The following is a 22,254-nucleotide window of genomic DNA, read 5'->3' as shown; positions in this document are numbered from 1 at the left end:
GTCCCCCATTCGCGGTCAGGCTCAGGCGGCGTACTTGTCGACCAGCGCGCGCAGAACGGCGGCGGTTTCGACATCCATCACGCCGTCATACTTCTGCTGGCGGAAGTGCAGCTGGAACGCGCGCACCAGCTGGCGATAGCCTTCTGCGGTATTTGCCGCCGAGGTGTCGTAGCCGTATTGGGCGAACAGTTTCAGCAGCTCGGCCTGCGCCGGCAGCCCCTGGCGGCAGTATTCCTGCTGGCGCTGCTGCTTGGTCGCCTCGTCATACCAGGCGCCGACGCCGGCCTGATACAGCTGCTGCCACGGGAACTGCGGGCCCGGATCGCTCTTGCGGCCCGGCGCGATGTCGGAGTGCGCCACCACGTTCACCGGCGAGATGTCAGGGTAACGCTGCAGGATATTCTGCGCCAGCTGGGTGACCGCCTCGATCTGCTGCGGGTTAAACGGCGGGAAGGTGATGTTTTCACCGTCGCCGCTCGCCAGGTTGACGATCTCGATGCCGATCGAGGTGTCGTTGATATTGCTGCGGGTGCCCCACTGGCTGGTGCCGGCATGCCAGGCGCGCTCGTTCTCGTCCACCAGGTTGAAAATGCGCACGCCGCTAAAGCCGGCGGCCTGATAGGTGGCCTCGGTCGGATCCGGCACCAGATAGTGCGCGCTCACCGATTTTCCGGTCAACGACTTCACCGAGTCGGCAAAGTTTTGCGCCGTGTAGTGCAGCACCAGAAAGCGCACGCGGTGGCCGAAGCTGGCGACCGATCGGTAGCTATTGTAATCAATCTTGTACATCGTAAAGTCCCTCTCTCGTTTGATTTCACTGAGCGGCCTCTCATCATGACAGGCCGCTCCGCACAGGTGAACCTTTGGCTCACCCTTTTGTTTTAGCTAATTGCTAAATCATGCGCAAGTGTTTTTTAGCAAAACCGTTATTTACCTTTTTGCTAAAGAGTGCGATCATCGAACAATGGAAACTAAAGAAATCAGGCGCAACAATCTGCGCGAATTGATGGCCCGCTACGCCCGGCAAGGCGTCAACCAGAATGAGTTCGCCACGCTGGTTGAGTCTTCCGCGCCGACGCTGAGCCAAATCATCGGGGAAAAATCCTCCCGCAATCTTGGCGACAATCTGGCCAGGCGGATCGAGGCCAGGCTGAATTTGCCCAAGGGCTGGTTCGACGTGTTTCACGAAAAGCAGCTGGTGCGCCCATTTGACAACGTGGCGGCGGAGTCGGACTTCCAGCCCGCCCGTTTGAAACCGGTGGTATGGGAAGATACCGAACAGGACAAGGAAGAGTTTGTGGAGATCCCGCTGCTGGATATTGATTTTTCCGCCGGCGACGGCTGCTACGAAATCGTCGATCGCGAGGAGTTTTCGCTGATCTTCCGCCGTTACTACCTGCACAAGATGGGGGTGGCGGTCAACGCCGCACGCATCATTCGCATCTCCGGTTCCAGCATGGAACCACGGCTGCAGGACGGCGACGTGGTCGGCATCAACACCGACGACACGCGCATCCGGGAAGGCAAGACCTACGCCATCCGCCACGGCAATTTGCTGCGGGTGAAGGTGCTGATCGAGCAGCCGGACGGCGGCGTCATCATCCGCTCTCTCAACCGGGAAGAATACCAGGACGAGCACCTCAGCTATCAGCAGCGCAAAGAGCAACTGGTGGTGCTCGGCCGCGTCTTCTGGTCCTCTTCGTCCTGGTAGCGAAGCAACCTCGGGCGCCCGCTGCGCCCGGCGGTTATTTGAAGTCCACCACCATCTGCTGCTGGATAGACAGCCCGCGGGTCGACTGCACGCAACCGGCGATGTAGTCGGTGAAGCGTGGCGGCTTCGGCATGCCCAGCTTGAGGATCTTCTCGTTGCTGAAACGCACGTTGAGCATGGCGAACGATCCGTACAGGCGCATCGCTTTGAGCATCAGCCGCTCGTTGCACGGGCCGAAAATGTCTTTCAGCTGGCGGCGCATTTTCACCAGCGCGTCATACGTCACCTGCGCATACTCATCACCCACCGGCGCCTTTTCCAGCGCCGCCGCCATGGCGTTGTCGATTTCGGCAAAGCTGACGCTGCTCTCCACGCCGGCGGAGATGTGATACACGTCGTTCTCCAGCGTTTCGCTGTTCATCAGCATCACCAGCGCATCCGCGCAGTAGTCCGCCGGGATCACGTCGATATTGTCCTCCAACGAGCACATGAATTTGCGCAGCATCAGCGCCATGCCGAACACCCAGAAAATGCTGCTGGAAGGCTGGCAACCCAGGCGGGTGTGCCCCACCACGATCGACGGACGAGCGATGGTCAGCGGCATTTGCGGGCAGCGTTGGCGCATCAGCTGTTCGATGGTGGATTTGGAACGCGTATATTCCACCAGGTGCTCGGCGTCTTCCTCAAACTCGCCGCTCTCCGCCACCAGCGAACCCGGCTCCGGCGAACAAGACATGGCGGTACCGACGTGCAGGAAACGTTTTAATCCCGGCACCTGCGCCATTCTTTCGGCAAAGGCCAGAGTGCCTTCTACGTTTACCTTCCAAATGAGCGGGTTATTACCAAATGAGGCAACGGCTGCACAGTTAATAACGTGCGTGACATTGTTAATACGTGCGTCAGTTAAAAAGTCGGCCGGCTCGGAAAGGTCGCCCAACAATATATTTTCTATCGTAATTTTAGACAGCAGATTCGCATCGATATTAAACTTTTCCATATTCGCGCGAATACGGGCCAGCCCTTGCTGCGCATCATCGGCGCGCACCAGTAAAAGATAATTAATAGACTGATTTTCAATCAATAATTTTTCGAGAACTGCACCACCGAGAAAGCCGGTAGCGCCGGTCAACAGTAGCGTTTTCATAATTGTCACCCACATTGGCATTGAATGTGGAAGATTGTATCTGCGGATAATTAAACAAATATTAAATAGAATTACGGCGCCCCTACTCAATTTTCTTAATATTATCTTAAGGAATCTTTTGAAACATCCATCATGGATTTCGTAACAAAAGAGTCGGGCACACATTGCGATTAATCCCTACTGTTTAAATACCATTGATGTAGCCCCTGATTTAATTTAACGGTCAATGTTATTTCTCTTCTCGTCCGTGGAGGACTTATGACCTATAACCAAAAAGCCTGGTTGGGGGTTTTGCTGCTGTGCACCCTGTTTTGGGTGGCGGTCATCGGCGGCGCCTGTTCGCTGTATAACCGGGCGGATCGCCTCAATGCACACCAGCCGCAGAGCGAGTTCGCCGCGCGCCACAGCCTGGCCCCCTGCTCGCAGCAAGGCGCTCAGGCGTCGACCGCCCCCCGGAATGGGTAGGGACAAGACCCGCTAACGATCCTATTATGCCCTAAGGTTAACAGGGAGATAACGATGGCTCGAAAGCTGGATAGCTTACCGCAGGCACAACGCGAAAAAATAGAAACCGATTTGCTGGCCATCAGCGTGATCTACAACGAACGCTACGGCATCGCCTCCACTCAGGCGGAAACAGAACAACAGGTCCCCGACCACCTGCTCCCCTACTTTCATCAACGGCTGAATTATTATCGCCGTGCGTAATTGCGCGCATTTCGCTAACCGCCGCTTGGCATCGCTCCCCACGCCGTTACAATAGGGGCATCTTGTATCCGCCACTGAAGAGACGCGATTTTGAGCAGCAAGGCAACGGCCACATTTTACATTCACGACTATGAGACCTTCGGCAAGAGCCCGTCGCTGGACCGCCCGGCGCAGTTCGCCGGCGTGCGCACCGATATGGATTTCAACATTATCGAAGAACCGCTGGTCATCTACTGCGCCCCGGCCGACGATTACCTGCCGGAACCGGAGGCGGTGATGATCACCGGCATCACGCCGCAGGTGGCGCGCGCCAAAGGCGTTAACGAAGCCGAATTCACCCGCCAAATCCATCAGGCCTTCAGCGTGGCCGGCACCTGCATTCTCGGTTACAACAACATCCGCTTCGATGACGAAGTGAGCCGCAATATCTTCTATCGCAACTTCTACGATCCCTATGCCTACAGCTGGCAAAACGGCAACTCGCGCTGGGATCTGCTGGATGTGATGCGCGCCTGCTATGCCCTGCGCCCGGACGGCATCGTCTGGCCGGAAAACGAAGACGGCTTCCCCAGCTTCCGCCTGGAACACCTGACGCGCGCCAACGGCGTCGAGCACACGCAAGCTCACGACGCGATGTCGGACGTTTACGCCACTATCGCGATGGCCAAGCTGGTCAAGCAGGCGCAACCTCGGCTGTTCGACTTCCTATTGCAGCACCGCAACAAACACAAGCTGAACGCCCTGATCGACGTCGCCGACATGACGCCGCTGGTGCATGTCTCCGGCATGTTCGGCGCGGCGCGCGGCAACACCAGCTGGGTGTCGCCGCTGGCCTGGCACCCGGACAACAAGAACGCAGTGATCATGTGCGATCTGGCCGGCGATATGACGCCGCTGCTGACGCTGAGCGCCGAGCAGCTGCGTGAACGCCTGTATACCCGCCGCGACGACCTGGCGCCGGATCAGGCGCCGGTGCCGATCAAGCTGGTACACATCAACAAATGCCCGGTGCTGGCGCCGGCCAAAACCCTGCTGCCGGAGAACGCCGAGCGGCTGGGCATCGATCGCCAGGCCTGCCTGCAGAACCTGCAGCTGCTGAAACAGCACCCGGAAGTGCGCGAGAAAGTGGTGGCGCTGTTCGCCGAAGCCGAGCCGTTCAAAGGCTCCGACGACGTCGACGCCCGGTTGTACGACGGTTTCTTCAGCGACGCCGACAAGGCGGCAATGAGGATTATTCAGCAGACCAAGCCGCAGAACCTGCCGGCGCTGGATCTGGCCTTCAGCGACGGCCGCATGAAAGAGCTGCTGTTCCGCTTCCGCGCGCGCAACTACCCGAATACGCTGGACGATGCCGAGCAGCGCCGCTGGCTGCAGCACCGCCAGGAAGCGTTGAGCGCGGAGCGCGTGCAGAGTTACCTGCTGCAGCTCGAGTCGCTGTATAACCTGCACGAAGGCGACAAAGAGAAAACCGCCCTGCTGAAAGCGCTGTTCGATTACGGCAAAGAGTTGGTGGGGTAAAACCCGCAGCAAGCAGAAAAAGGAAAATCAATTCATTGATTTTCGGCTGATAACCACAAGAGAGGAAAAAACCGTTTTTCCTCTCTTGTCAGCACAATAAAAAGGCCGCGAATGCGGCCTTTTTGGTGGCAGAGGAGACGGCTCGCGCTTAGGCGGCGTCTTCGCTCGCTTGCGGCACCGGCAAACGGAAGCTGCGGGTGACGAAGGCCAGGTAGATCAGGCCGATAGCCGCCCAGACCAGACCCAGCGTCATCGAGCTGGCTTCCAGGTTGACCCACAGCGCGCCAACGGTCAGTGCGCCCATCACCGGCAGGATCAGGTAGTTGAACGTGTCCTTCACGGTGCGGTTCATCTTGTCGCGGATATAGAACTGCGAGATCACCGACAGGTTGACGAAGGTGAAGGCCACCAGCGCACCGAAGTTGATCAGCGCGGTCGCGGTCACCAGGTCAAACGATACCGCGGACAGCGCGATGGCACCCACCAGCAGCACGTTCAGCGCCGGGGTACGCCACTTCGGATGTACATAGCCGAAGAAGCGAGTCGGGAACACGCCGTCGCGGCCCATCACGTACATCAGACGCGAAACGCCCGCATGCGCCGCCATGCCAGACGCCAATACCGTCACGCAGGAGAACACCAGGATCACCGACTGGAAGAATTTGCCCGCCACGTACAGCATGATTTCAGGCTGCGACGCGTCAGGATCCTTGAAGCGCGAGATGTCCGGGAAGTACAGCTGCACGAAGTAAGACACCACGATAAAGATGATGCCGCCGATCAGCGCCGTCAGGAAGATGGCTTTCGGGATCACTTTCTCTGCGTCTTTGGTTTCTTCAGACAGCGAGCTGATGCCGTCGAAGCCCAGGAACGAGAAGCACAGGATGGTCGCACCGGTAATCATCGGCACCACGTGGGCGTTATCGGACCAGAACGGGCGGCTGCTGACCAGCGTACCGGCGCCTTCGCCGTGGTAAATGCCGTTGATCACCAGGCCGAGGAACACGATCATGATCGCCACCTGCACCACCACGATGATGGAGTTCAGGTTAGCCACCAGCTTGATGCCGCGCAGGTTGAAAATCGTCATCAAGCCGACCAGCACCGCCACGAAGATCCAGGACGGGACGCCCGGGAAAATCGCTTCCAGGTAAATCTTGGCCAGCAAGATGTTGATCATCGGCATGAACAGGTAGTCCAGCAGCGATGACCAGCCCACCATAAAGCCGACGTGCGGGCTGATGGCTTTCTGGGCGTAAGTGTAGGCAGAACCGGCGGAAGGGAACTTCTTCACCAGCTTGCCGTAGCTCAGGGCGGTAAACAGGATCGCCAGCAGAGCGAAGGCGTACGCGGTCGCGACGTGACCATCGGTCAGGCCGGATACGATGCCGAAGGTATCGAAGATGGTCATTGGCTGCAGATAAGCCAGTCCCATCATCACTACCGGAACCAAAGTCAGGGTTTTGCGCAGCTGAGTGCGCTGAGCCGGAGCGGCGTTGAGGGTATTATCGGACATTGTTCAGCCCCCCCTTACCTTGAGCCTTGCGGATGGCGGACACGCCAAGACTTAAGGTTGCGGGGAAACTTCGCAACGAGCGACTTAATTCTAAAAGAAGGGGGTTGTAAGCTGGATAACGGGTCGAGGAAACCTCGGCTGCTCCATAGTCGCTGCGGCCACAGCGGAAACCGGCGGGCACCGGTGCTAAAGTGAAAAATTGCCCCATCTTTCTAATCCTCATGAGTCACGACCATAAAGTTTTGTTTGATCGTGCACGAAACTATTTATCTATCCGGATCGGTGTCCGGCCTCGCTTGGTGTATGAAACGCTACGTTGGTAAAACTTAATGCAAAAAAAATAACCGACGCTTTCAAAACGTCGGCTATCTGCATTTGAGATATTTTGCACCAGAATGCCTCCGGATGACAAGATCCGGAAGCCCCCAAATACAAATTCTTTTTGTCGATCGAACGGAAAACCAGCCCGGCAGGCGAATTAATCCGCTACCGGTAGGCCGGTCGCCCGCATATACTTCTTACTTTATACGCCCATTCAGGCATTTTTCAACATCCAGTCGATCTCGGTTTCCGTCACCCGCCGTTCAAACTGCAGCAGTTCGTCCGTCTTGCAGGCGTGATAAACCTGGGTAAAACGCTCGCCCAGATAATGGGTCAGCGCGTGCTGGTGTTCGAACTCGTACAATGCGTCGCTCTGGCGGATCGGCAACGGCAGCCCCTCCTGCTCCAGCCCATTGCCGGTCACCGGCTCGGGCAGCGGCAGCGCGTTGTCCAGCCCGTACAGCATGCCGGCCAGGATCGCCGCCATCACCAGATAGGGATTGGCGTCGGCGCCGGCGACGCGGTACTCCACCCGGTGGTTCTCCGGTTCGCCGCAGGGAATGCGCAGCGCCACGGTGCGGTTGTTGTGGCCCCAGGCGGCCTGGATCGGCACATACATCCCCGGCTGGAAGCGCCGGTAGGCGTTGACGTTCGGCGCCAGCAGCGCCATCGACGCCGGCATCAGGGTGATCATCCCGGCCAATGCCTGTTTCAATAGCGGTGAATCCTCGCCTTCGGCGTCGACGAACAGGTTGTTGCCCGCCCCGTCCTGCATACTGACGTGCACGTGCATGCCGCTGCCGGCGTAATCCTCATAGGGTTTGGCCATAAAGGTGGCGTGCATGTCGTGGTTCTCGGCCACCAGCCGCACCAGCCGCTTCAGCGCCAGCGCGTGGTCGCAGGCCAGCAAGATATCGTCGGTATGACGCAGGTTGACCTCGAACTGCCCCGGCGACGCCTCCGCCACCGCACCGTCCGCCGGCAGCCCCTGCAGCTTCGCCAGCACGTCGATGTCGTTCAGCACCTCGGCGAAATGGTTCAGGTTATCGACGGAATACACCTGGCTTTGGGTGTTGCGCTCCTGGGTGCCGGGCGCGCATGGCGGCTGCAAATCGCCCTCCGCGTCGCGCTGCCGATCGATGAGATAAAACTCCAGCTCTACCGCTGCCACCGGGAACAAGCCGCGCTGTCGCAGCACCTGCCACACGCGGTTCAGCACATTGCGGGGTTCAACGTCAAAGGGAGTGCCATCTTCATCCAGCATGGTCAGCAGCACCTGGCCGATATGCTCGGGATCGGCGGCCGACGGCGTCAGCGAGCCGGGTACCGGCAGGCATACGCGGTCCGGTTCGCCGAGCTCCTGCCCAAGACCGGTTTCCTCCACCACGTTGCCGAGGATGTCCATGGCGAACACCGATGCGGGGAAGTAGCTGCCTTTTTCCAGTTTTTTCAACCCTGAGACGGGTATGCGTTTGCCGCGGAAGGAACCATTGAGATCGGTGAGAAGGATATCGACATACTGCGTGGCGGGATGGCGTTCCAAATAATGAGCAACCTCATTTTGGAACGCGCTACTTCGCCTCTCTTCATGATGCTGTGCAAAATGTTCAACTGCTGCGCTATTGGTTTGCATACGTCACCCGCCATTATGCTCTTAAGGCGCGTTGGCGCCCGTCCGCCGTTCGATTCAACACATGATTGGATTTCTCGCCAGGCTGCGCCGCTGCTGGGCGCTCAAAATAACATCCACAATATGAAACATAGCCTTAACAGAATAGGTTTGCAAATGTTACAATCCTGTTTGATTATTCGCCACCGGCTGCTAAATTGATAAAATATTGACCGAAAAGGCCTTGCCGTCCTTTTTGCGTCAACTATTTCGTCCAACGCACCGAGAGTGAACATGGGCAATATATTTTCCAAACCTGCCCTAACTACCGATATCATGCAGCATCGTTATCGCCCAGACAGGCGCCCGATAGCGATATTCATGTCTGCCTGTCGCCCCTACCAGAAGGAAGTACCGCTATGAGCGAAGCCAGCTTGGCACCGGGCAAACGCCTGTCGCAGATCCGTCAGCAATTGGGTTTGTCGCAGCGCCGGGTCGCCGAACTGTCCGGGTTAACCCACAGTGCGATCAGCACCATCGAACAGGACAAGGTCAGCCCGGCCATCAGCACGCTGCAAAAGCTGCTGAAGGTGTATGGCCTGTCACTGTCGGAATTCTTTGCCGAACCGGAAGCCGCCGACGAACCGCGCGTGGTGATCGACGCCGAGGACCTGATTGAGATCGGCAGCCAGGGGGTGTCGATGAAGCTGGTGCACAACGGCAGCCCGACGCGCAACCTGGCGATGATGCTGGAAACCTACCAGCCCGGCACTACCACCGGCGAAAAGATCAAGCACCAGGGCGAAGAGATCGGCACCCTGCTGGAAGGCGAGATCGTGCTGACCATCAACGGCCAGAGCTACTGCCTGACCGCCGGTCAGAGCTACGCCATCAACACCGGCATTCCGCACAGCTTCAGCAATACGTCGGCGCGCATCTGCCGCATCGTCAGCGCACACACCCCCACCACCTTCTGACCGCTTCTCGCACCGGCGCAGCCTGACGCGGGTTGCGCCCCTGTCCACCCACGCTTTTCATCGCCGTTATGCCATTTTGTTGGTTGCCAACGGCGCAATCTGTGTTACAACAGAGCAAAACAGCCATCTAAACATCTAAACGGCCTTACTACGCAATGTCAACCGCAACGCCTTCGCGCCTCGAGATGCGCAATATCTCGATCGCCTTCGCCGGCTTCAACGCGCTGCAAGACGTGGACTTCACGCTGCAGGGCGGCTCAATTCATGCGCTGGTCGGCGCCAACGGCGCGGGCAAGTCGACGCTGATGGCGATCCTCTCCGGCGCCCACGATCACTACCGCGGCGAGATCCTGATCGACGGCCGGGCGGTGGAAATTCATTCCCCGCTGCAGGCGCGCCGCCACGGCATCCACGTGGTGCAGCAAGAGGTGGACGTCGCGCTGATCCCCACGCTGTCGGTGGCGGAAAACATCATGCTGGACTGGCTGAACGAACCGGGCCACTGGCTGAACTGGGCGGAGCTGCACCGCCGCGCCGCGCAGCTGCTGCAGCAATGGGCGCTGCCGCTCAACCCGCGCAGACGTCTGGCGGACTGCACGTTGGCGGAAAAACAGCAGGTGCTGCTGGCGCGCGCGCTGTCGCACCGCTGCCGTTTTCTGGTGCTCGATGAACCGACCGCGCCGCTCGATCGCGCCGAGAGCGAGCGCCTGTTTAACGTGGTGCGCCGCCTGCAATCCGAAGGCATCGGCATCGTGTTTATTTCCCACCGCATCCACGAACTGAGCGACATTTGCGATCGGCTGACGGTGCTGCGCGACGGCCGGCGCGTCAGTGAAGACCCCATGCGCGGGCTGCGCGGCGAGCAGATCGTCGAGAAAATGCTCGGCCATCGGCTGGACGACATTTTCCCGCCGCCGCGCCCGCCGCACGCCGAGCGAACGCTGCTGCAGGTGCAAGGCTTGCGCGATCGCCACAAGCTGCGCGATGTTTCGCTGCGGCTGCATGAGGGCGAAATTCTCGGCATCGCCGGGCTGGCCGGAGCCGGCAAAACCGAGCTGTGCAAAGCGCTGTTCGGCGCCGGCGCCGTGCAGCTCGAGCGTGGCGAACTGCGCGGGCAACCCTGGGCGCCGCGCGCGCCGCACCTCTCGGTCGAACAAGGATTGGCGCTGGTGCCGGAAGAGCGCCGCAAAGAAGGCATTTTTATCGATGAGGCGATCCCGATGAACCTGAGCGTCAGCGCCGACGACAGCTTCTCGCGCTGGAGCCTGTTCAGCCGGCGGCAAGAGCTGCGCTGGGCACGCGAGATCATGCAGCGCCTGAACATTCGCGCCTCGGGCCCGCAACAGCGGCTGGCGCGCCTGTCCGGCGGCAATCAACAAAAAGTGGCGATCGGCAAATGGCTGCGCGGCGACGCCGAGGTGCTGATCTTCGATGAACCGACCAAGGGCGTGGACATCAAGGCCAAGCAAGAGCTGTTTGGCCTGATCGACGGCCTGGCGCGCGCCGGCAAAGGCGTGATTTACGCCTCCGGCGAGTTCGCCGAGCTGGTTGGCCTGTGCGATCGCATCTGCGTGCTGTGGGACGGCCGCATCGTGGCGGAGCTGAACGCCGCCGACATCGACGAAGAAACCTTATTGCTCTATTCCACCGGAGGAACCCCTGCGTGAGTAAAGAATTAGCCCTGCGGCCTGCGCTGCCCTGGCGCCAACAGCTGTTCGATTTCCTCTACAAATGGGGCATGTTGCTGACCGTGGCGGCGCTGATCGCCCTGTTCGGCCTGGCGTCGGACAACTTTCTCGATGCCAACAACATCATCAATATCCTGCGTTCGATCGCCATCGTGACGGTGATCGCCATCGGCGTCTCTATCTCGCTGTCGGTCGGCGGTTTCGATCTGTCGGTCGGCTCGACCGCCTCGTTGGCCAACGCGCTGGTGATTTCGCTGTTCGTCTGGCACGGGTTCGGCACCACCGGCGCCATCGTGGTAACGCTGCTGCTGTGCACGCTGGTCGGCCTGTTCAACGCCCTGCTGATCGTGGTGTTCAGAATTCCCGATATGCTGGCGACGCTGGCCAGCCTGTTCGTGATCCAGGGCGTGGCGATGACCTACAGCTACGGCGGATCCATCACCCAAAACATGGTGCTGCCGAATGGCGACATGGCGGAAGGCCTGATCCCGGAGGTGTTTTCCGCCCTCGGCCAGGTGCCGGTGATCGTGCTGATCATGCTGGCGGTCACCGTGGCGGTGCAGCTGTTCCTGTCGTTGACCAAGCATGGCCGCCGCATGTATGCCATCGGCGGCAACCCCGAAGCGGCGCGTCTTTCGGGCATCCGCACCGTGCGTTACAGGGTTGCCGCTTACGTTATTTCTTCTTGGCTGGCGGCGCTTGGCGGCATCTTGCTGGCGTCACGTATCGGCTCTTCGCAGGTCAACGCCGGCGGCGGTTATCTGATGGATGCGGTGGCGGCGGCCTATATCGGCTTCTCGCTGGCCGGGGCCGGTAAACCCAATGCGCTCGGCACCCTGATCGGCGCGGTGCTCCTCGGCGTGCTGCAAAATGGCCTGGTGATGCTGTCGGTGCCCTACTACGCCATGGACATTATCAAAGGCCTGGTGCTGGCGCTGGCGCTGGCCATCACCTACATCCAGAAACGCTGATCCTCCCCGGCGCACATCCGCTGCGCCGGTTTTCCCTTTAATTCATCCGGTTACTCTTTCTCACCAGCAGAACAAGCATACAAATGATATGAATTATCATTAGCGTTTACATTCAGAAAAAAATCCTTACAATACCCTCACGCAACGCTGATGAAGCACCGGAACTCTCAGCGAACTATGAATAATTTCTTTAGAAATTCAATTGGTTAATTACTTTCACTTCAATCCAGGAAAGGTTTACCTCATGGAAACGCCACGTTACAGCAAGCTCGCCGCTCTGGTGATCGCCGCGCTCAGCGCCACCGCCGCACTGGCCGCGCCGCAGGACGATACCCAGGATACCATGGTCGTCACCGCCTCCGGCTTCCAGCAAAAAATTCAGGACTCCGCCGCTTCCATCTCGGTGATCCCGCGCCAGCAAATTGAAGACAAAGCCTATCGCGACGTGACCGACGCGCTGAAAGACGTGCCGGGCGTGGTGGTCACCGGCGGCGCCAGCAGCAGTGACATCAGCATCCGCGGCATGTCCTCCAAGTACACGCTGATCCTGGTGGACGGCAAGCGCGTCGACACCCGCGGTACCCGTCCGAACAGCGACAACGCCGGCATCGAGCAGGGCTGGCTGCCGCCGATGGAAGCCATCGAGCGTATCGAAGTGGTGCGCGGGCCGATGTCTTCGCTGTACGGTTCCGACGCCATGGGCGGCGTGATCAACGTCATCACCCGCAAGACCTCCCGCACCGAGTGGAAAGGCTCGCTGCACGGCGACGCCACCCTTCAGGAAAACCGCGATTCCGGCGATCTGTTCCAGACTAACGCCTACGCCTCCGGCCCGCTGATTGAAGGCCTGCTCGGCGTGCGGGTTAACGGCCTGCTGTCGCGCCGCGCGGAAGATAAAATCGTCAACGGTTACAATGAACAGCGCATGCGCAGCGGCACCGCGGTGTTTACTCTGACGCCGGACGAGAAAAACGAATTCGACTTCGAAATCGGCCGCTCGCTGCAGGATCGCAACAGCACGCCGGGCAAATCGGTGGTGGCGGAACGCTGCAGCAAAGGCAAATGCACGCCAACGTCGCGCAGCGAAAGCCTGTATACGCGCACCAACTACGCGCTGACCCACAACGGCTATTACGACTTCGGCAACTCAACCAGCTACGTTCAGCGGGAAGAGACCAACAACCCAGGTCGCAATATGAAGATGTACAACACCATCTTCAACACCCAGAACCAGTTCGAGCTGGGCTCGCATATGCTGAACCTCGGCGGCCAGTATCGCTATGAAAAACTGAGCGATGGCGGCAACCAGCTTGAATCCGCAAAAGACGTCAACCAGCTGACGCGCTGGAGCTGGGCGCTGTTCGCCGAAGACGAGTGGGCATTGACCAACGACTTCAGTCTGACGACCGGCATCCGCATGGATCAGGACGAAAACTTTGGCAGCCACTGGACGCCGCGCATGTACGGGGTCTGGCACCTGACCGAACAGTGGACGCTGAAAGGCGGTGTCTCCGCCGGTTACAAATCGCCGGACCTGCGCCAATCCTCCGCCAACTGGGGCCAGGTTACCGGCGGCGGCGTGCGTAAAGGCATCATCGTCGGCAATCCGGATCTGCAGCCGGAGAAGAGCCTGAGCGAAGAGATCGGCCTGATGTGGGATAGCCTGAAAGGCATCAACGCCGGGGTGACGGTCTTCAACACCGACTTCAAGAACAAGATCACCGAAGTGCGCCGCTGCGAAGACACGCCGGACTGTAAGATCGGCAACGATCTCTACGACTTTATCAGCGATCGCGTCAACGTCGACAAAGCCAATATGCGCGGTGTAGAAGCCACCTTCGGCTGGCAGATCAACAAAGACTGGAAGTGGAACACCAACTACACCTACACCGCTTCCGAGCAGAAGAGCGGCGAGTTCCAGGGCAAAGCGCTTAACCAGATGCCGAAGCACATGGTCAACACCGTGCTGGACTGGCGCGCCACGCAGGACCTCAGCCTGTGGTCGCGCGTTAACTTCCGCAGCAAAACGTCGGAATACCTGAGCCGCACCTCGATGGCCAAGAGCACGCCGTCCTACACCTTCGTCGATGCGGGCCTGAGCTACCAGGCGGCGAAAAATCTGCAGCTGACCGGCGGGGTCTACAACATCCTCGACAAGACCGTGGATTACGATCACTACCGCACCACGCTGGACGGCCGCCGTTACACCGTCGGCATGACCTACAACTTCTGATGCCCCCGGGCGCGCGCTGCGCGCCCTTTTCATTCCATCACCGTGAGGAAGCTCCATGAGATTACGCCGCTCCCCCCTGATGATCGCCCTGCTGGCCGCGATGGCGCTGGCGGGTTGCCACAGCAAAACCGACGCGCCGGTGGCTCCGGCCACCGTCAACGTCCAGCACCTGAACGGCAGCACCGAGGTGAAAAAACACCCGCAGCGCATCGTGGTGCTGGATTACGCCTCGCTTGAAACGCTGCAGCTGCTGGGCGTCGAGCCGCTGGCGCTGCCCGGCAATCGCAAGAACTTGCCGGATAGCCTGAAGCGCTATCAGGATGACAAATACCTCAATGCCGGCACCCTGTTCGAGCCGGATATGGCCGTGTTGCGCGCCGCCAAGCCGGATCTGATCCTGATCGCCGGCCGGGCGTCCAAAGCCTATGACGAGCTGAACGCGCTGGCGCCGACGCTGAACATGTCCGTCGATCCGCAGGATCAGCTGGGCAGCCTGAAACAGCGCACGCTGCAGCTGGGCGAGCTGTTCGATAAGCAGCAGCAGGCGCAGGCGGCGGTCGATAAGCTGGATGCGCAGATCGCGGCGGTCAAACCGCAGGCCGCCCAAGCCGGGCGCGGGCTGGTGGTGCTGTTCTCCGGCGGTAAGATCAGCGCCTACGCCCCCAAGAGCCGTTTCAGCTTCGTCTATGACGCCCTCGGCTTCTCGTCTGCCCTGCAGTCCGACGAAAAAGACGTGCGCGGCAACAAGCTGACGCCTGAGCAGGTGGCCAAACTGAATCCGGACTGGCTGTTCGTTATCGATAGAGACGCCGCGACCGGACGGCCAAACGCGGTAGCACCGCAGAAGATCCTTACCGGCACCGCGCTGAAGAAAACCACGGCGGTGAAAAAAGGCCAGGTGGTTTACCTGCCGGCGGCCGAGGTGTATCTGTCCGGCGGCATCGTCACCGCCCAACACGTCGTCGAACGCGTGAGCGAGGCGCTGAACCACACTGCGCGATAAAGAAAGCCCGGCGATGCCGCTCACTTAAGCCTGAGTGGCATTTTTTATCCAGCCTCTTTACGTGACGTGCAGGATAAATTGCCGTAAATACCCCGAATTTCTCTGTTATTGCAATGAACGGCAATTGGAGGGGCCGAAGGCGCAGCCCCTCCCCCCGCGCCCTTGCTTAACACCGTCTGTCCGCTGTGCGGAAATTACTCGGCCCATCCTGGGCCTCGCCCCTTCGAGGCCCAGGGATGGGCTGAGTAACGTTGGCAAAGCCAACCGTCTGATAGGGCAAAGGCGCGGGTTGCCAGGGGCCGCGCCTTCGGCCCCTGGCTCGGTCGAGGTGCAGAAGCTTCATGATGCACCTCTCATTTATCGACCGAAAACTGCACAAATACGTTCAGAAAAACGCTAACTAACCAGCATTACGGCGATGCCGGGGTTTTTCTTGCGTTAAATGGTCGGCTGGTTCACCAGGCCGTCTATCAGCACCTGCGGCGTGCCCTGCGAGCAGCGTTCGATGCGCCCGCGCACGCCGTAGACCCGCGCCAGGCTCTGCGGCGTAATCACCTGCTCCGGCGCACCGTCGGCGATCAGATCGCCATCCTGCAGCATCAGCACGTGGTCGCCGTGGCGCAGCGCGATGTTGATGTCGTGCACTACCACCACCGTCACGATATTGCGCTTGCGGGTTTCACGGCGCACCAAATCCATCACGTGGAACTGATAGTTGAGATCGAGCGCGCTCAGCGGCTCATCCAGCAGCAGCAGCGAGGGCTGACGGATCAGCGACTGCGCCAATCCCACCAGCTGTTTCTGGCCGCCGGACAGTTGATCGAGGTAGCTCAGCGCCAGGTGCGCGATGCCCAACTGCTCCAGCAGGGCCATCACTTCCGCTTCGCTGCCGGCGTTGCTGCGGCCGCCCGAGGCGCGCTGCGCCACGATGATCGACTCCAGCACGTGCAGATGCACCCCGGCGGGCAGCGACTGCGGCAGATAGACCACTTTCTCCGCCCGACGGGCGAACGGCATCTGCATCAGATCGCCGTCGTCCAGCCACAGCTTGCCCTGCGCCGGGTTCAGCCCGGCCAGCGAGCGCAGCAGCGTTGATTTGCCGCTGCCGTTCGGCCCCAGCAGCACGGTAATTTGCCCGCGTGGCAGCATCGGCACCGAGAGATCGTCGATCACCGGGCGCTTCGGGTAGCCCGCCGAGAAGTTTTCTATTCGTAAGCCCTGGATCATACGTTCCCCCGATGGCGCAGAATAATGCTCAGGAAGAACGGCACCCCGACCAGCGACGTGACGATGCCCACCGGAATGATCACCCCGGGCACCAGATTTTTCGACGCCACCGAGGCCATCGACAGCACCAGCGCGCCAATCAGCGCGCTGGCCGGCAGATAGAAACGGTGATCTTCGCCGAAGATCATGCGTGCGATGTGCGGCGCCACCAGGCCGATAAAGCCGATCGGCCCGACGAAGGCCACCGCCAGCGCCGAGAGAATGCTGATGCGCAGCAGCGTGGTCAGCCGCAGACGGCGCACGTCGATGCCGAAGCTCACGGCCCGGTCTTCACCCAGACGCAGCGCGGTCAGTTTCCACGAGCTCATCATCGACAGCGGCAGCAGCACGGCGAATACGCCGAACAGGATGCCCAGCTTGTCCCACGAGGCGCGCGCCAGGCTGCCCATGGTCCAGAACACCAGCCCCTGCAGCGTGTCCTCGCTGGCGATGAACTGCATCATCGATACCAGCGCGTTGAAGGTAAACACCAGCGCGATGCCGAACAGCACCACGCCGGAGGTGGCGACCCGCGTCCAGCGCGTGATGCCGTCGAGCATCAGCGCGGCGAACAGCGCAAAGATAAAGGCGTTGGCGGAGATGAACCACTGATCGGGAATGCCCGGAATGCCGATGCCGAGCACGATCGCCAGCGCGGCGCCAAAGGCCGCGGCGGAAGACACGCCGAGGGTAAAGGGGCTGGCCAGCGGGTTATTCAGGATGGTCTGCATTTCCGCCCCGGCCAGGCCAAGCGCAAAGCCCACCACCACCGCCATCAACGCGTAAGGCAAGCGGATGTCCCAGACGATCACCCGCGTGCCGGCATCGGCCGCGGCGGGATCGAGCAGCGTTTGCCATAAGGACGACAGCGACAGCCCGGACGGCCCCATGGTGAAATCCAGCAGCAGCGAGCCCAGGATTGCCAGTGCCAACGCGCCCATCATCAACAGGCGATGGCGAAGAATATGCTGATAACGCCCCATCACGCCGGCGTCGGGTTGCCCCTTGGCTTCAGTCGTGGGATCGGTGGATACGCTCATTAGTTAGGATACCTGTTACAACCATCATGACAGCGGCGCGAAAGCGTCCGCCGTAAACCGGAAAGCGCGCGGCGACAGCTTGCGCTCAGCCGTCAACAATAAAGCAAACGATAATACTTATCAATCATATCAATAGGTGAAAACGGCGTTATGAAAATGTAATAAATTGTTTTCTATCGCCATTTTTCATCCCCTCGCCTTTACCCCGCCAACGGCCATTAGGTTCATTATTCTGAAAGTTATTCCTGATCCGACCAGACTCTGACAAATAACGAAAAAACCACTTAGAATCCAAAACCACAGCACCGCGCGTGCAAAAAACCTTCAGGCCGCCGCAAGAGCGGCCTTTATTAACGAGGCTGTAATGAGAAGTCCATCTCCGGCGGTAACGCCCAAACGCCCGGCGCTGCTGAACTGGCTGTTGTACAGCCCGCTGCACGCCGACGACGAGCCGTTTCAACGCCAGCTGCGGCTCACGCTGACGCCCTCTCCCCTCACCCCCTGGCTGAATGCCGTAGGGCCGGCGGCGCTGTTGGTGGGGTACGCCTGGCTGAACCAGCGGCTGGTCGGCATCGGTTTGCTGCTGCTGCTGTTGCTGTTAACCGCCGGACGCGCCGGGTTGGCGCAGCGGCGCCAACCCGCCTGGCCGGACGCCATGCTGGTGACGGTGCTGCTGTGGATGCTGCTGGTCGGCACCAGCGCCGCGCTGGCGATGCTGTCAGGCCGCTTCGTTTTAATCCTGTTCGCCGGGCTGACGATCACCGCTCTGGCCTGCTGGCTGATGCAGCGCCACGCCGCCGCGCCGCGCTTCGCGCTGCTTGAGGTGATTGCGTTGACGCTGCCCTACCTGCTGGCGGCGCCACTGTCGCGCGTGCAAAACCTGTTTGTCCTGGCGGACCTCGCGCCGCTGTGGCTGGTGCTGGCCCATGGCATGATCGCTCGCTACCATCGCCAGCGGGTACAGCACGTCACGCTGGCTTGGGAGAAGCAGCAGGCGTCGCACCGCGATCGCCTGACCGGCTTCCTCAACCGAGCGGGCGGCGAGGTGGTGATGCGCAGCATCTGCCGCCCCGCAGCGGCGCAGACGATCTCCCACCTGTTCATTCTTGAGTTCGGTCCGCTGGCTGCGCTCTACCAAAGCCACGGCGTCCAGATTGGCGATGACGTGCTGCGCACCGTCGGCGAGCGCCTCAAGACGCTGATCCGCCCCAGCGACTATGTCTGCCGCTATACCGGCGGCCTGTTTTTGATACTGGTGCACGATCTGCCCTACGGCGCGGAAAGCGAGTTCCTGGCGCGCATCGTGCCGCCGCTGGAGGCGCCCTACGATTTTGGCGCGTTCGGCGAGGTGAACATGCAGCTCAACGCCGGCATTTTGGCGCTGACGCAGGATTATGCGACGGTGGAAGATTTGATGAGCTCGGCGCAGCAGGCGCTGGCGGAAGCCAAAGGCGGGAAAAAGTAAAACCACACGCGGCGGGAACCCCCGCCGCGTCTCACTCGCCGAAAATTACTTCACGTCCATCTTCGGGAATTCCATTTCGCTGTACTTCACGACGCGGGTGCCGCGCGACAGCTTGTAACCGAACCAGATCAGCAGGAACAGCGGAATGCCGATGTAGGTCGCGGTCACGCCGTACCAGTCGATCTTGTCTTGCAGGAAGGCCTGGTAGTTCTGGCCCAGGGTAATGATCAGGCACAGCACGAAGGCGAAGATCGGCCCCAGCGGGAAGAACCCGGAACGGTACGGCAAGTCGTTCAGATCGCGCCCCTGCAGCATGTAACCGCGACGGAAGCGATAGTGGCTGATGGCGATGCCCAACCAGGCGATGAAACCGGTCATGCCCGAGGTATTCAGCAGCCACAGGTAAACCGACTGGTTACCGAACATCGACGTCAGGAAGCACAGCCCGGCCACCACGCAGGTCGCGTACAGCGCGTTGCGCGGCACGCCGCCTTTCGACAGCTTGGCGAAGATGCGCGGCGCCTTGCCTTCTGACGCCAGGGTGAACAGCATGCGGGTAGAGGCGTACATGCCCGAGTTACCGGCCGACAGCACCGCCGTCAGGATCACCGCGTTCATCACCGCCGCCGCCGACAGCAGGCCGGCATGCTGGAACACCAGGGTAAACGGGCTGACGCTGATGTCCTTCACGTCGTTGCGCAGCAGGCTCGGATCGGTGTACGGAATGATCAGGCTGATGATCAGAATGGCGAAGATATAGAACAGCAGGATACGCCAGAACACCTGACGCACCGCGCGCGGGATGTTTTTACCCGGGTTTTCCGATTCGCCGGCCGCGATGCCGATGAGCTCGGTACCCTGGAACGAGAAGCCGACGATCATGGCCACGCCGATCATCGCCGAGAAGCCACCGGCGAACGGCGCGTCCCCTATCGTCCAGTTCTGCCAGCCGGCGTGCTCGCCGCCCTTCAGAATGCCGACGATCATCAGCACGCCGACGGCGATGAAGATAATCACGGTGCTGACCTTGATCAGCGCGAACCAGTATTCCGCCTCGCCGAACCCTTTCACCGAAATGTAGTTCAGCAGGAACATCAGGCCGAGGAACAGCGCGCTCCAGATCCAGCCGGGGGTGTCCGGGAACCAGTAGCTCATCACCAACTGCGAGGCCACCAGGTCAACGGCGATGGTCACCGCCCAGTTGTACCAGTAGTTCCAGCCCAGCGCGAAGCCGAAGCCTTCTTCCACGTATTTGGCGCCGTAGGTGGAGAATGAACCGGAGACCGGCATAAAGGCCGCCAGTTCGCCCAGGCTGGTCATCAGGAAGTACACCATCAAACCGATCAGCGCGTAAGACAGCAGTGCTCCGCCGGGGCCTGCCTGAGAAACCGTGGCGCCGGAGGCGACGAACAGGCCGGTGCCGATGGAGCCACCGATGGCGATCATGGTCAAATGCCGGGCTTTCAGCTCGCGGCGCAATCCGGGTGCTTGCTGCCCCGATGTTTTTATATCCTGCTGAGCCATTCGTACCCTATCTGCTCTTTGAAAAATGAGGGCGGATTGTAACAAATACCCGCCGGTGAACTAGCAACATTGCACTGATATAAGATAGCTTCATAATTCAGAGGCAATTATTAGCCGCGGCCCTTATGGCCTTACTTACTCTCATTAATGTGAGCGCGCGCAGGTTTTTATGCTTTTTCCGGCCTGCGCGGCAGCAGAGGGCGTGACGCGCTGCCGATTACAGCGCGCAATAGCTGAGAAAACGCTGTAATGCGTTGGAAATGTGCTTTTGCCGATGGCGGATCAGGTACAGGGTGCGCCGCAGCGGCGGCAGCGGTACCGGCAGTTCTACCAGCGCGCCGCTGGCCAGCTGTTCCGCCACCACCCGCCGCGACAGGCAGCTGATGCCGATGCCGTGCCGCACCGCGTGCTTGATAGCCTCCGAGTTGCCGAGCTCCATCACCAGCTGGAAGTGCGGCAGGTGCGCCAACAGCAGATGATCCAGCACCTCGCGGGTGCCCGAACCGCGCTCGCGCAAGATCCACGGCGCATTGGCCAACGCCTCCAGCGTCGGCGGTTGATGGGCCAGCGGGTTGTCCGGCGCGGCGAACACCACCAGCTCGTCCTCCAGCCACGGCTGCGTCACCAGCTCCGGCATATGGCAAGGCCCTTCGATCAGCCCCAGATCGACGCGGAAATCCGCCACCGCCACGATCACGTCCTGGCTGTTGCCGACGTTCAGCTCCAGCGGCGTGGCCGGAAAATCCCGGCGGTAACGGGCGATCATCTCCGGCAGCATGTAGTTGCCGATGGTGCTGCTGGCGGCGATGCGCAGCGCCCCGCCGTCATGACGAAACAGCTGCTCGATCTCCCCCGCCTGCTCCAGCAGCGCCAGCGCCTTGGGATACAACAACCGGCCGTGCTCGTTGATCACCAGCCGTTTGCCGACGCGATCGAACAGCTGCACGCCCAGTTGCCCCTCCAGATCCGCCAGCGCCGCGCTGACCGCCGACTGCGACAGCGCCAGCACCACCGAGGCCTGAGTGGTCGAACCGCTTTTCAGCACTTCGGTGAAGACTTCCAGTTGACGCAACGTGATATGCATAGCCGTCCCGGTAGTGAAAAAGGGTTCTGCCAGAGAACCGCAAAATGATGTCAATATGATGTGGGTAGCCCGGCGAGGCTACCCGGTTTACAGCCAATTCGGCGCGTTACTTGCCCAAGGCGACCAGCTGCGCCGCCGCAGCCAGCACCGCCTCGCGCGGCGTGCCGGCTTCGTCCCGCTGTATTAATTGCAGCATCGCCACCAGGCGATCGCGATCGACCACCTTGTTTTCTTCAATCAACCGCCGCACCGCGCGCCCCACTTCCTGGTCTATCTGCTCTCTGCGTTGATCGTCGGTATCCATCGCCTGCTCCTGTTCAGTTGGAAAGTTGACGGCGGCTCGCCGCTCCTCCTCACCCTAGCCGCAATGCGGCTTTATGCCAATGCCTGACGCCATACCACTTATTCAGATAGGTTATAAATATATAATCAATTTCTCTTTTATTCAGCCCAAACGTACTCTTAGCAGCAAGAAA

The 22,254-nt window shown here is 60.2% G+C and carries 20 protein-coding genes; 11 read left to right on the top strand and 9 right to left on the bottom strand.

Translation table 11 applies throughout. The features are described from left to right. Positions 1-21: 21 nt before the first annotated feature. Entirely contained in the window at positions 22-789 is a 768-nt protein-coding gene (locus GF111_RS21435; protein WP_038877875.1) for an N-acetylmuramoyl-L-alanine amidase, read from the bottom strand. A 175-nt stretch (positions 790-964) separates the two neighbouring features. Here GF111_RS21435 and GF111_RS21430 point away from each other — a divergent pair, with 175 nt between their 5' ends. Further along, positions 965-1,711: a helix-turn-helix transcriptional regulator gene (locus GF111_RS21430; RefSeq protein WP_019453597.1), complete on the top strand. Its 747-nt coding sequence runs from the start codon at positions 965-967 to the stop codon at positions 1,709-1,711. A gap of 34 nt (positions 1,712-1,745) precedes the next feature. Here GF111_RS21430 and GF111_RS21425 read toward each other — a convergent pair whose 3' ends face one another. Next, a complete protein-coding gene (locus tag GF111_RS21425) occupies positions 1,746-2,855 on the bottom strand; it encodes an SDR family oxidoreductase (RefSeq protein ID WP_048234460.1) in 1,110 nt (369 codons plus the stop codon). A gap of 258 nt (positions 2,856-3,113) precedes the next feature. Here GF111_RS21425 and GF111_RS21420 point away from each other — a divergent pair, with 258 nt between their 5' ends. From GF111_RS21420 to sbcB, 3 genes are all read left to right on the top strand, one after another. Then, complete coding sequence (locus GF111_RS21420; protein WP_038877873.1) at positions 3,114-3,320, top strand: hypothetical protein; 207 nt, start codon at positions 3,114-3,116, stop codon at positions 3,318-3,320. 54 nt (positions 3,321-3,374) lie between these two features. After that, on the top strand, positions 3,375-3,563 hold the full coding sequence (locus GF111_RS21415) for a DNA polymerase III subunit theta (protein ID WP_033643787.1): 189 nt from the start codon (positions 3,375-3,377) through the stop codon (positions 3,561-3,563). A 90-nt stretch (positions 3,564-3,653) separates the two neighbouring features. After that, on the top strand, positions 3,654-5,081 hold the full coding sequence (gene sbcB / locus GF111_RS21410) for an exodeoxyribonuclease I (protein WP_038877872.1): 1,428 nt from the start codon (positions 3,654-3,656) through the stop codon (positions 5,079-5,081). Between the two features lie 148 nt (positions 5,082-5,229). Here the strand turns inward: sbcB and GF111_RS21405 are convergent, their stop codons facing one another. Together GF111_RS21405 and GF111_RS21400 are read right to left on the bottom strand one after the other, a co-directional pair. Continuing rightward, on the bottom strand, positions 5,230-6,597 hold the full coding sequence (locus GF111_RS21405) for an APC family permease (RefSeq protein ID WP_038877871.1): 1,368 nt from the start codon (positions 6,595-6,597) through the stop codon (positions 5,230-5,232). A gap of 535 nt (positions 6,598-7,132) precedes the next feature. Then, positions 7,133-8,551 (bottom strand): glutamine synthetase family protein, encoded by a 1,419-nt coding sequence (locus GF111_RS21400; protein ID WP_060442426.1) that lies wholly within the window; start codon positions 8,549-8,551, stop codon positions 7,133-7,135. Here GF111_RS21400 and GF111_RS21395 point away from each other — a divergent pair. From GF111_RS21395 to GF111_RS21370, 6 genes are all read left to right on the top strand, one after another. Continuing rightward, a complete protein-coding gene (locus GF111_RS21395) occupies positions 8,465-8,749 on the top strand; it encodes a hypothetical protein (RefSeq protein ID WP_162215439.1) in 285 nt (94 codons plus the stop codon). The two genes, GF111_RS21400 and GF111_RS21395, sit on opposite strands and share 87 nt — an antisense overlap. Before the next feature lie 197 nt (positions 8,750-8,946). After that, complete coding sequence (gene puuR, locus GF111_RS21390) at positions 8,947-9,504, top strand: HTH-type transcriptional regulator PuuR (RefSeq protein ID WP_038877865.1); 558 nt, start codon at positions 8,947-8,949, stop codon at positions 9,502-9,504. A 155-nt stretch (positions 9,505-9,659) separates the two neighbouring features. Then, complete coding sequence (locus GF111_RS21385; protein WP_060435294.1) at positions 9,660-11,171, top strand: sugar ABC transporter ATP-binding protein; 1,512 nt, start codon at positions 9,660-9,662, stop codon at positions 11,169-11,171. Further along, the gene (locus tag GF111_RS21380) at positions 11,168-12,163 is read left to right on the top strand and encodes an ABC transporter permease (protein WP_080491400.1); all 996 of its coding nucleotides are present in this window, start codon (positions 11,168-11,170) and stop codon (positions 12,161-12,163) included. The genes GF111_RS21385 and GF111_RS21380 overlap by 4 nt, the downstream gene beginning before the upstream one ends. A 244-nt stretch (positions 12,164-12,407) precedes the next feature. After that, on the top strand, positions 12,408-14,396 hold the full coding sequence (locus GF111_RS21375) for a ligand-gated channel protein (protein WP_147191131.1): 1,989 nt from the start codon (positions 12,408-12,410) through the stop codon (positions 14,394-14,396). A 55-nt stretch (positions 14,397-14,451) separates the two neighbouring features. After that, complete coding sequence (locus tag GF111_RS21370) at positions 14,452-15,399, top strand: siderophore ABC transporter substrate-binding protein (protein ID WP_038877861.1); 948 nt, start codon at positions 14,452-14,454, stop codon at positions 15,397-15,399. A 438-nt stretch (positions 15,400-15,837) separates the two neighbouring features. On the opposite strand, the gene GF111_RS21365 is transcribed toward GF111_RS21370, so the two are convergent. Further along, the gene (locus GF111_RS21365) at positions 15,838-16,626 is read right to left on the bottom strand and encodes an ABC transporter ATP-binding protein (RefSeq protein ID WP_038877856.1); all 789 of its coding nucleotides are present in this window, start codon (positions 16,624-16,626) and stop codon (positions 15,838-15,840) included. Next, positions 16,623-17,705, bottom strand: a complete 1,083-nt coding sequence (locus GF111_RS21360; RefSeq protein ID WP_038877855.1) for an iron ABC transporter permease — start codon at positions 17,703-17,705, stop codon at positions 16,623-16,625. The genes GF111_RS21365 and GF111_RS21360 overlap by 4 nt, the downstream gene beginning before the upstream one ends. Positions 17,706-18,069: 364 nt before the next feature. Here GF111_RS21360 and GF111_RS21355 point away from each other — a divergent pair, with 364 nt between their 5' ends. Beyond that, a complete protein-coding gene (locus tag GF111_RS21355; RefSeq protein WP_060442429.1) occupies positions 18,070-19,170 on the top strand; it encodes a diguanylate cyclase domain-containing protein in 1,101 nt (366 codons plus the stop codon). Between the two features lie 45 nt (positions 19,171-19,215). Here the strand turns inward: GF111_RS21355 and GF111_RS21350 are convergent, their stop codons facing one another. From GF111_RS21350 to GF111_RS21340, 3 genes are all read right to left on the bottom strand, one after another. Continuing rightward, on the bottom strand, positions 19,216-20,694 hold the full coding sequence (locus GF111_RS21350; RefSeq protein ID WP_025160186.1) for an amino acid permease: 1,479 nt from the start codon (positions 20,692-20,694) through the stop codon (positions 19,216-19,218). Between the two features lie 217 nt (positions 20,695-20,911). After that, entirely contained in the window at positions 20,912-21,778 is an 867-nt protein-coding gene (gene yieE / locus GF111_RS21345; RefSeq protein WP_038877850.1) for a DNA-binding transcriptional regulator YeiE, read from the bottom strand. Positions 21,779-21,884: 106 nt separating this feature from the next. Next, positions 21,885-22,082, bottom strand: a complete 198-nt coding sequence (locus GF111_RS21340; protein ID WP_038877849.1) for a hypothetical protein — start codon at positions 22,080-22,082, stop codon at positions 21,885-21,887. Positions 22,083-22,254 lie beyond the last annotated feature (172 nt).

This window comes from Serratia sp. HRI, assembly GCF_010119335.3.
GTDB lineage: Bacteria > Pseudomonadota > Gammaproteobacteria > Enterobacterales > Enterobacteriaceae > Serratia > Serratia nevei.
This window is presented reverse-complemented; position numbering and strand designations above follow the sequence as displayed.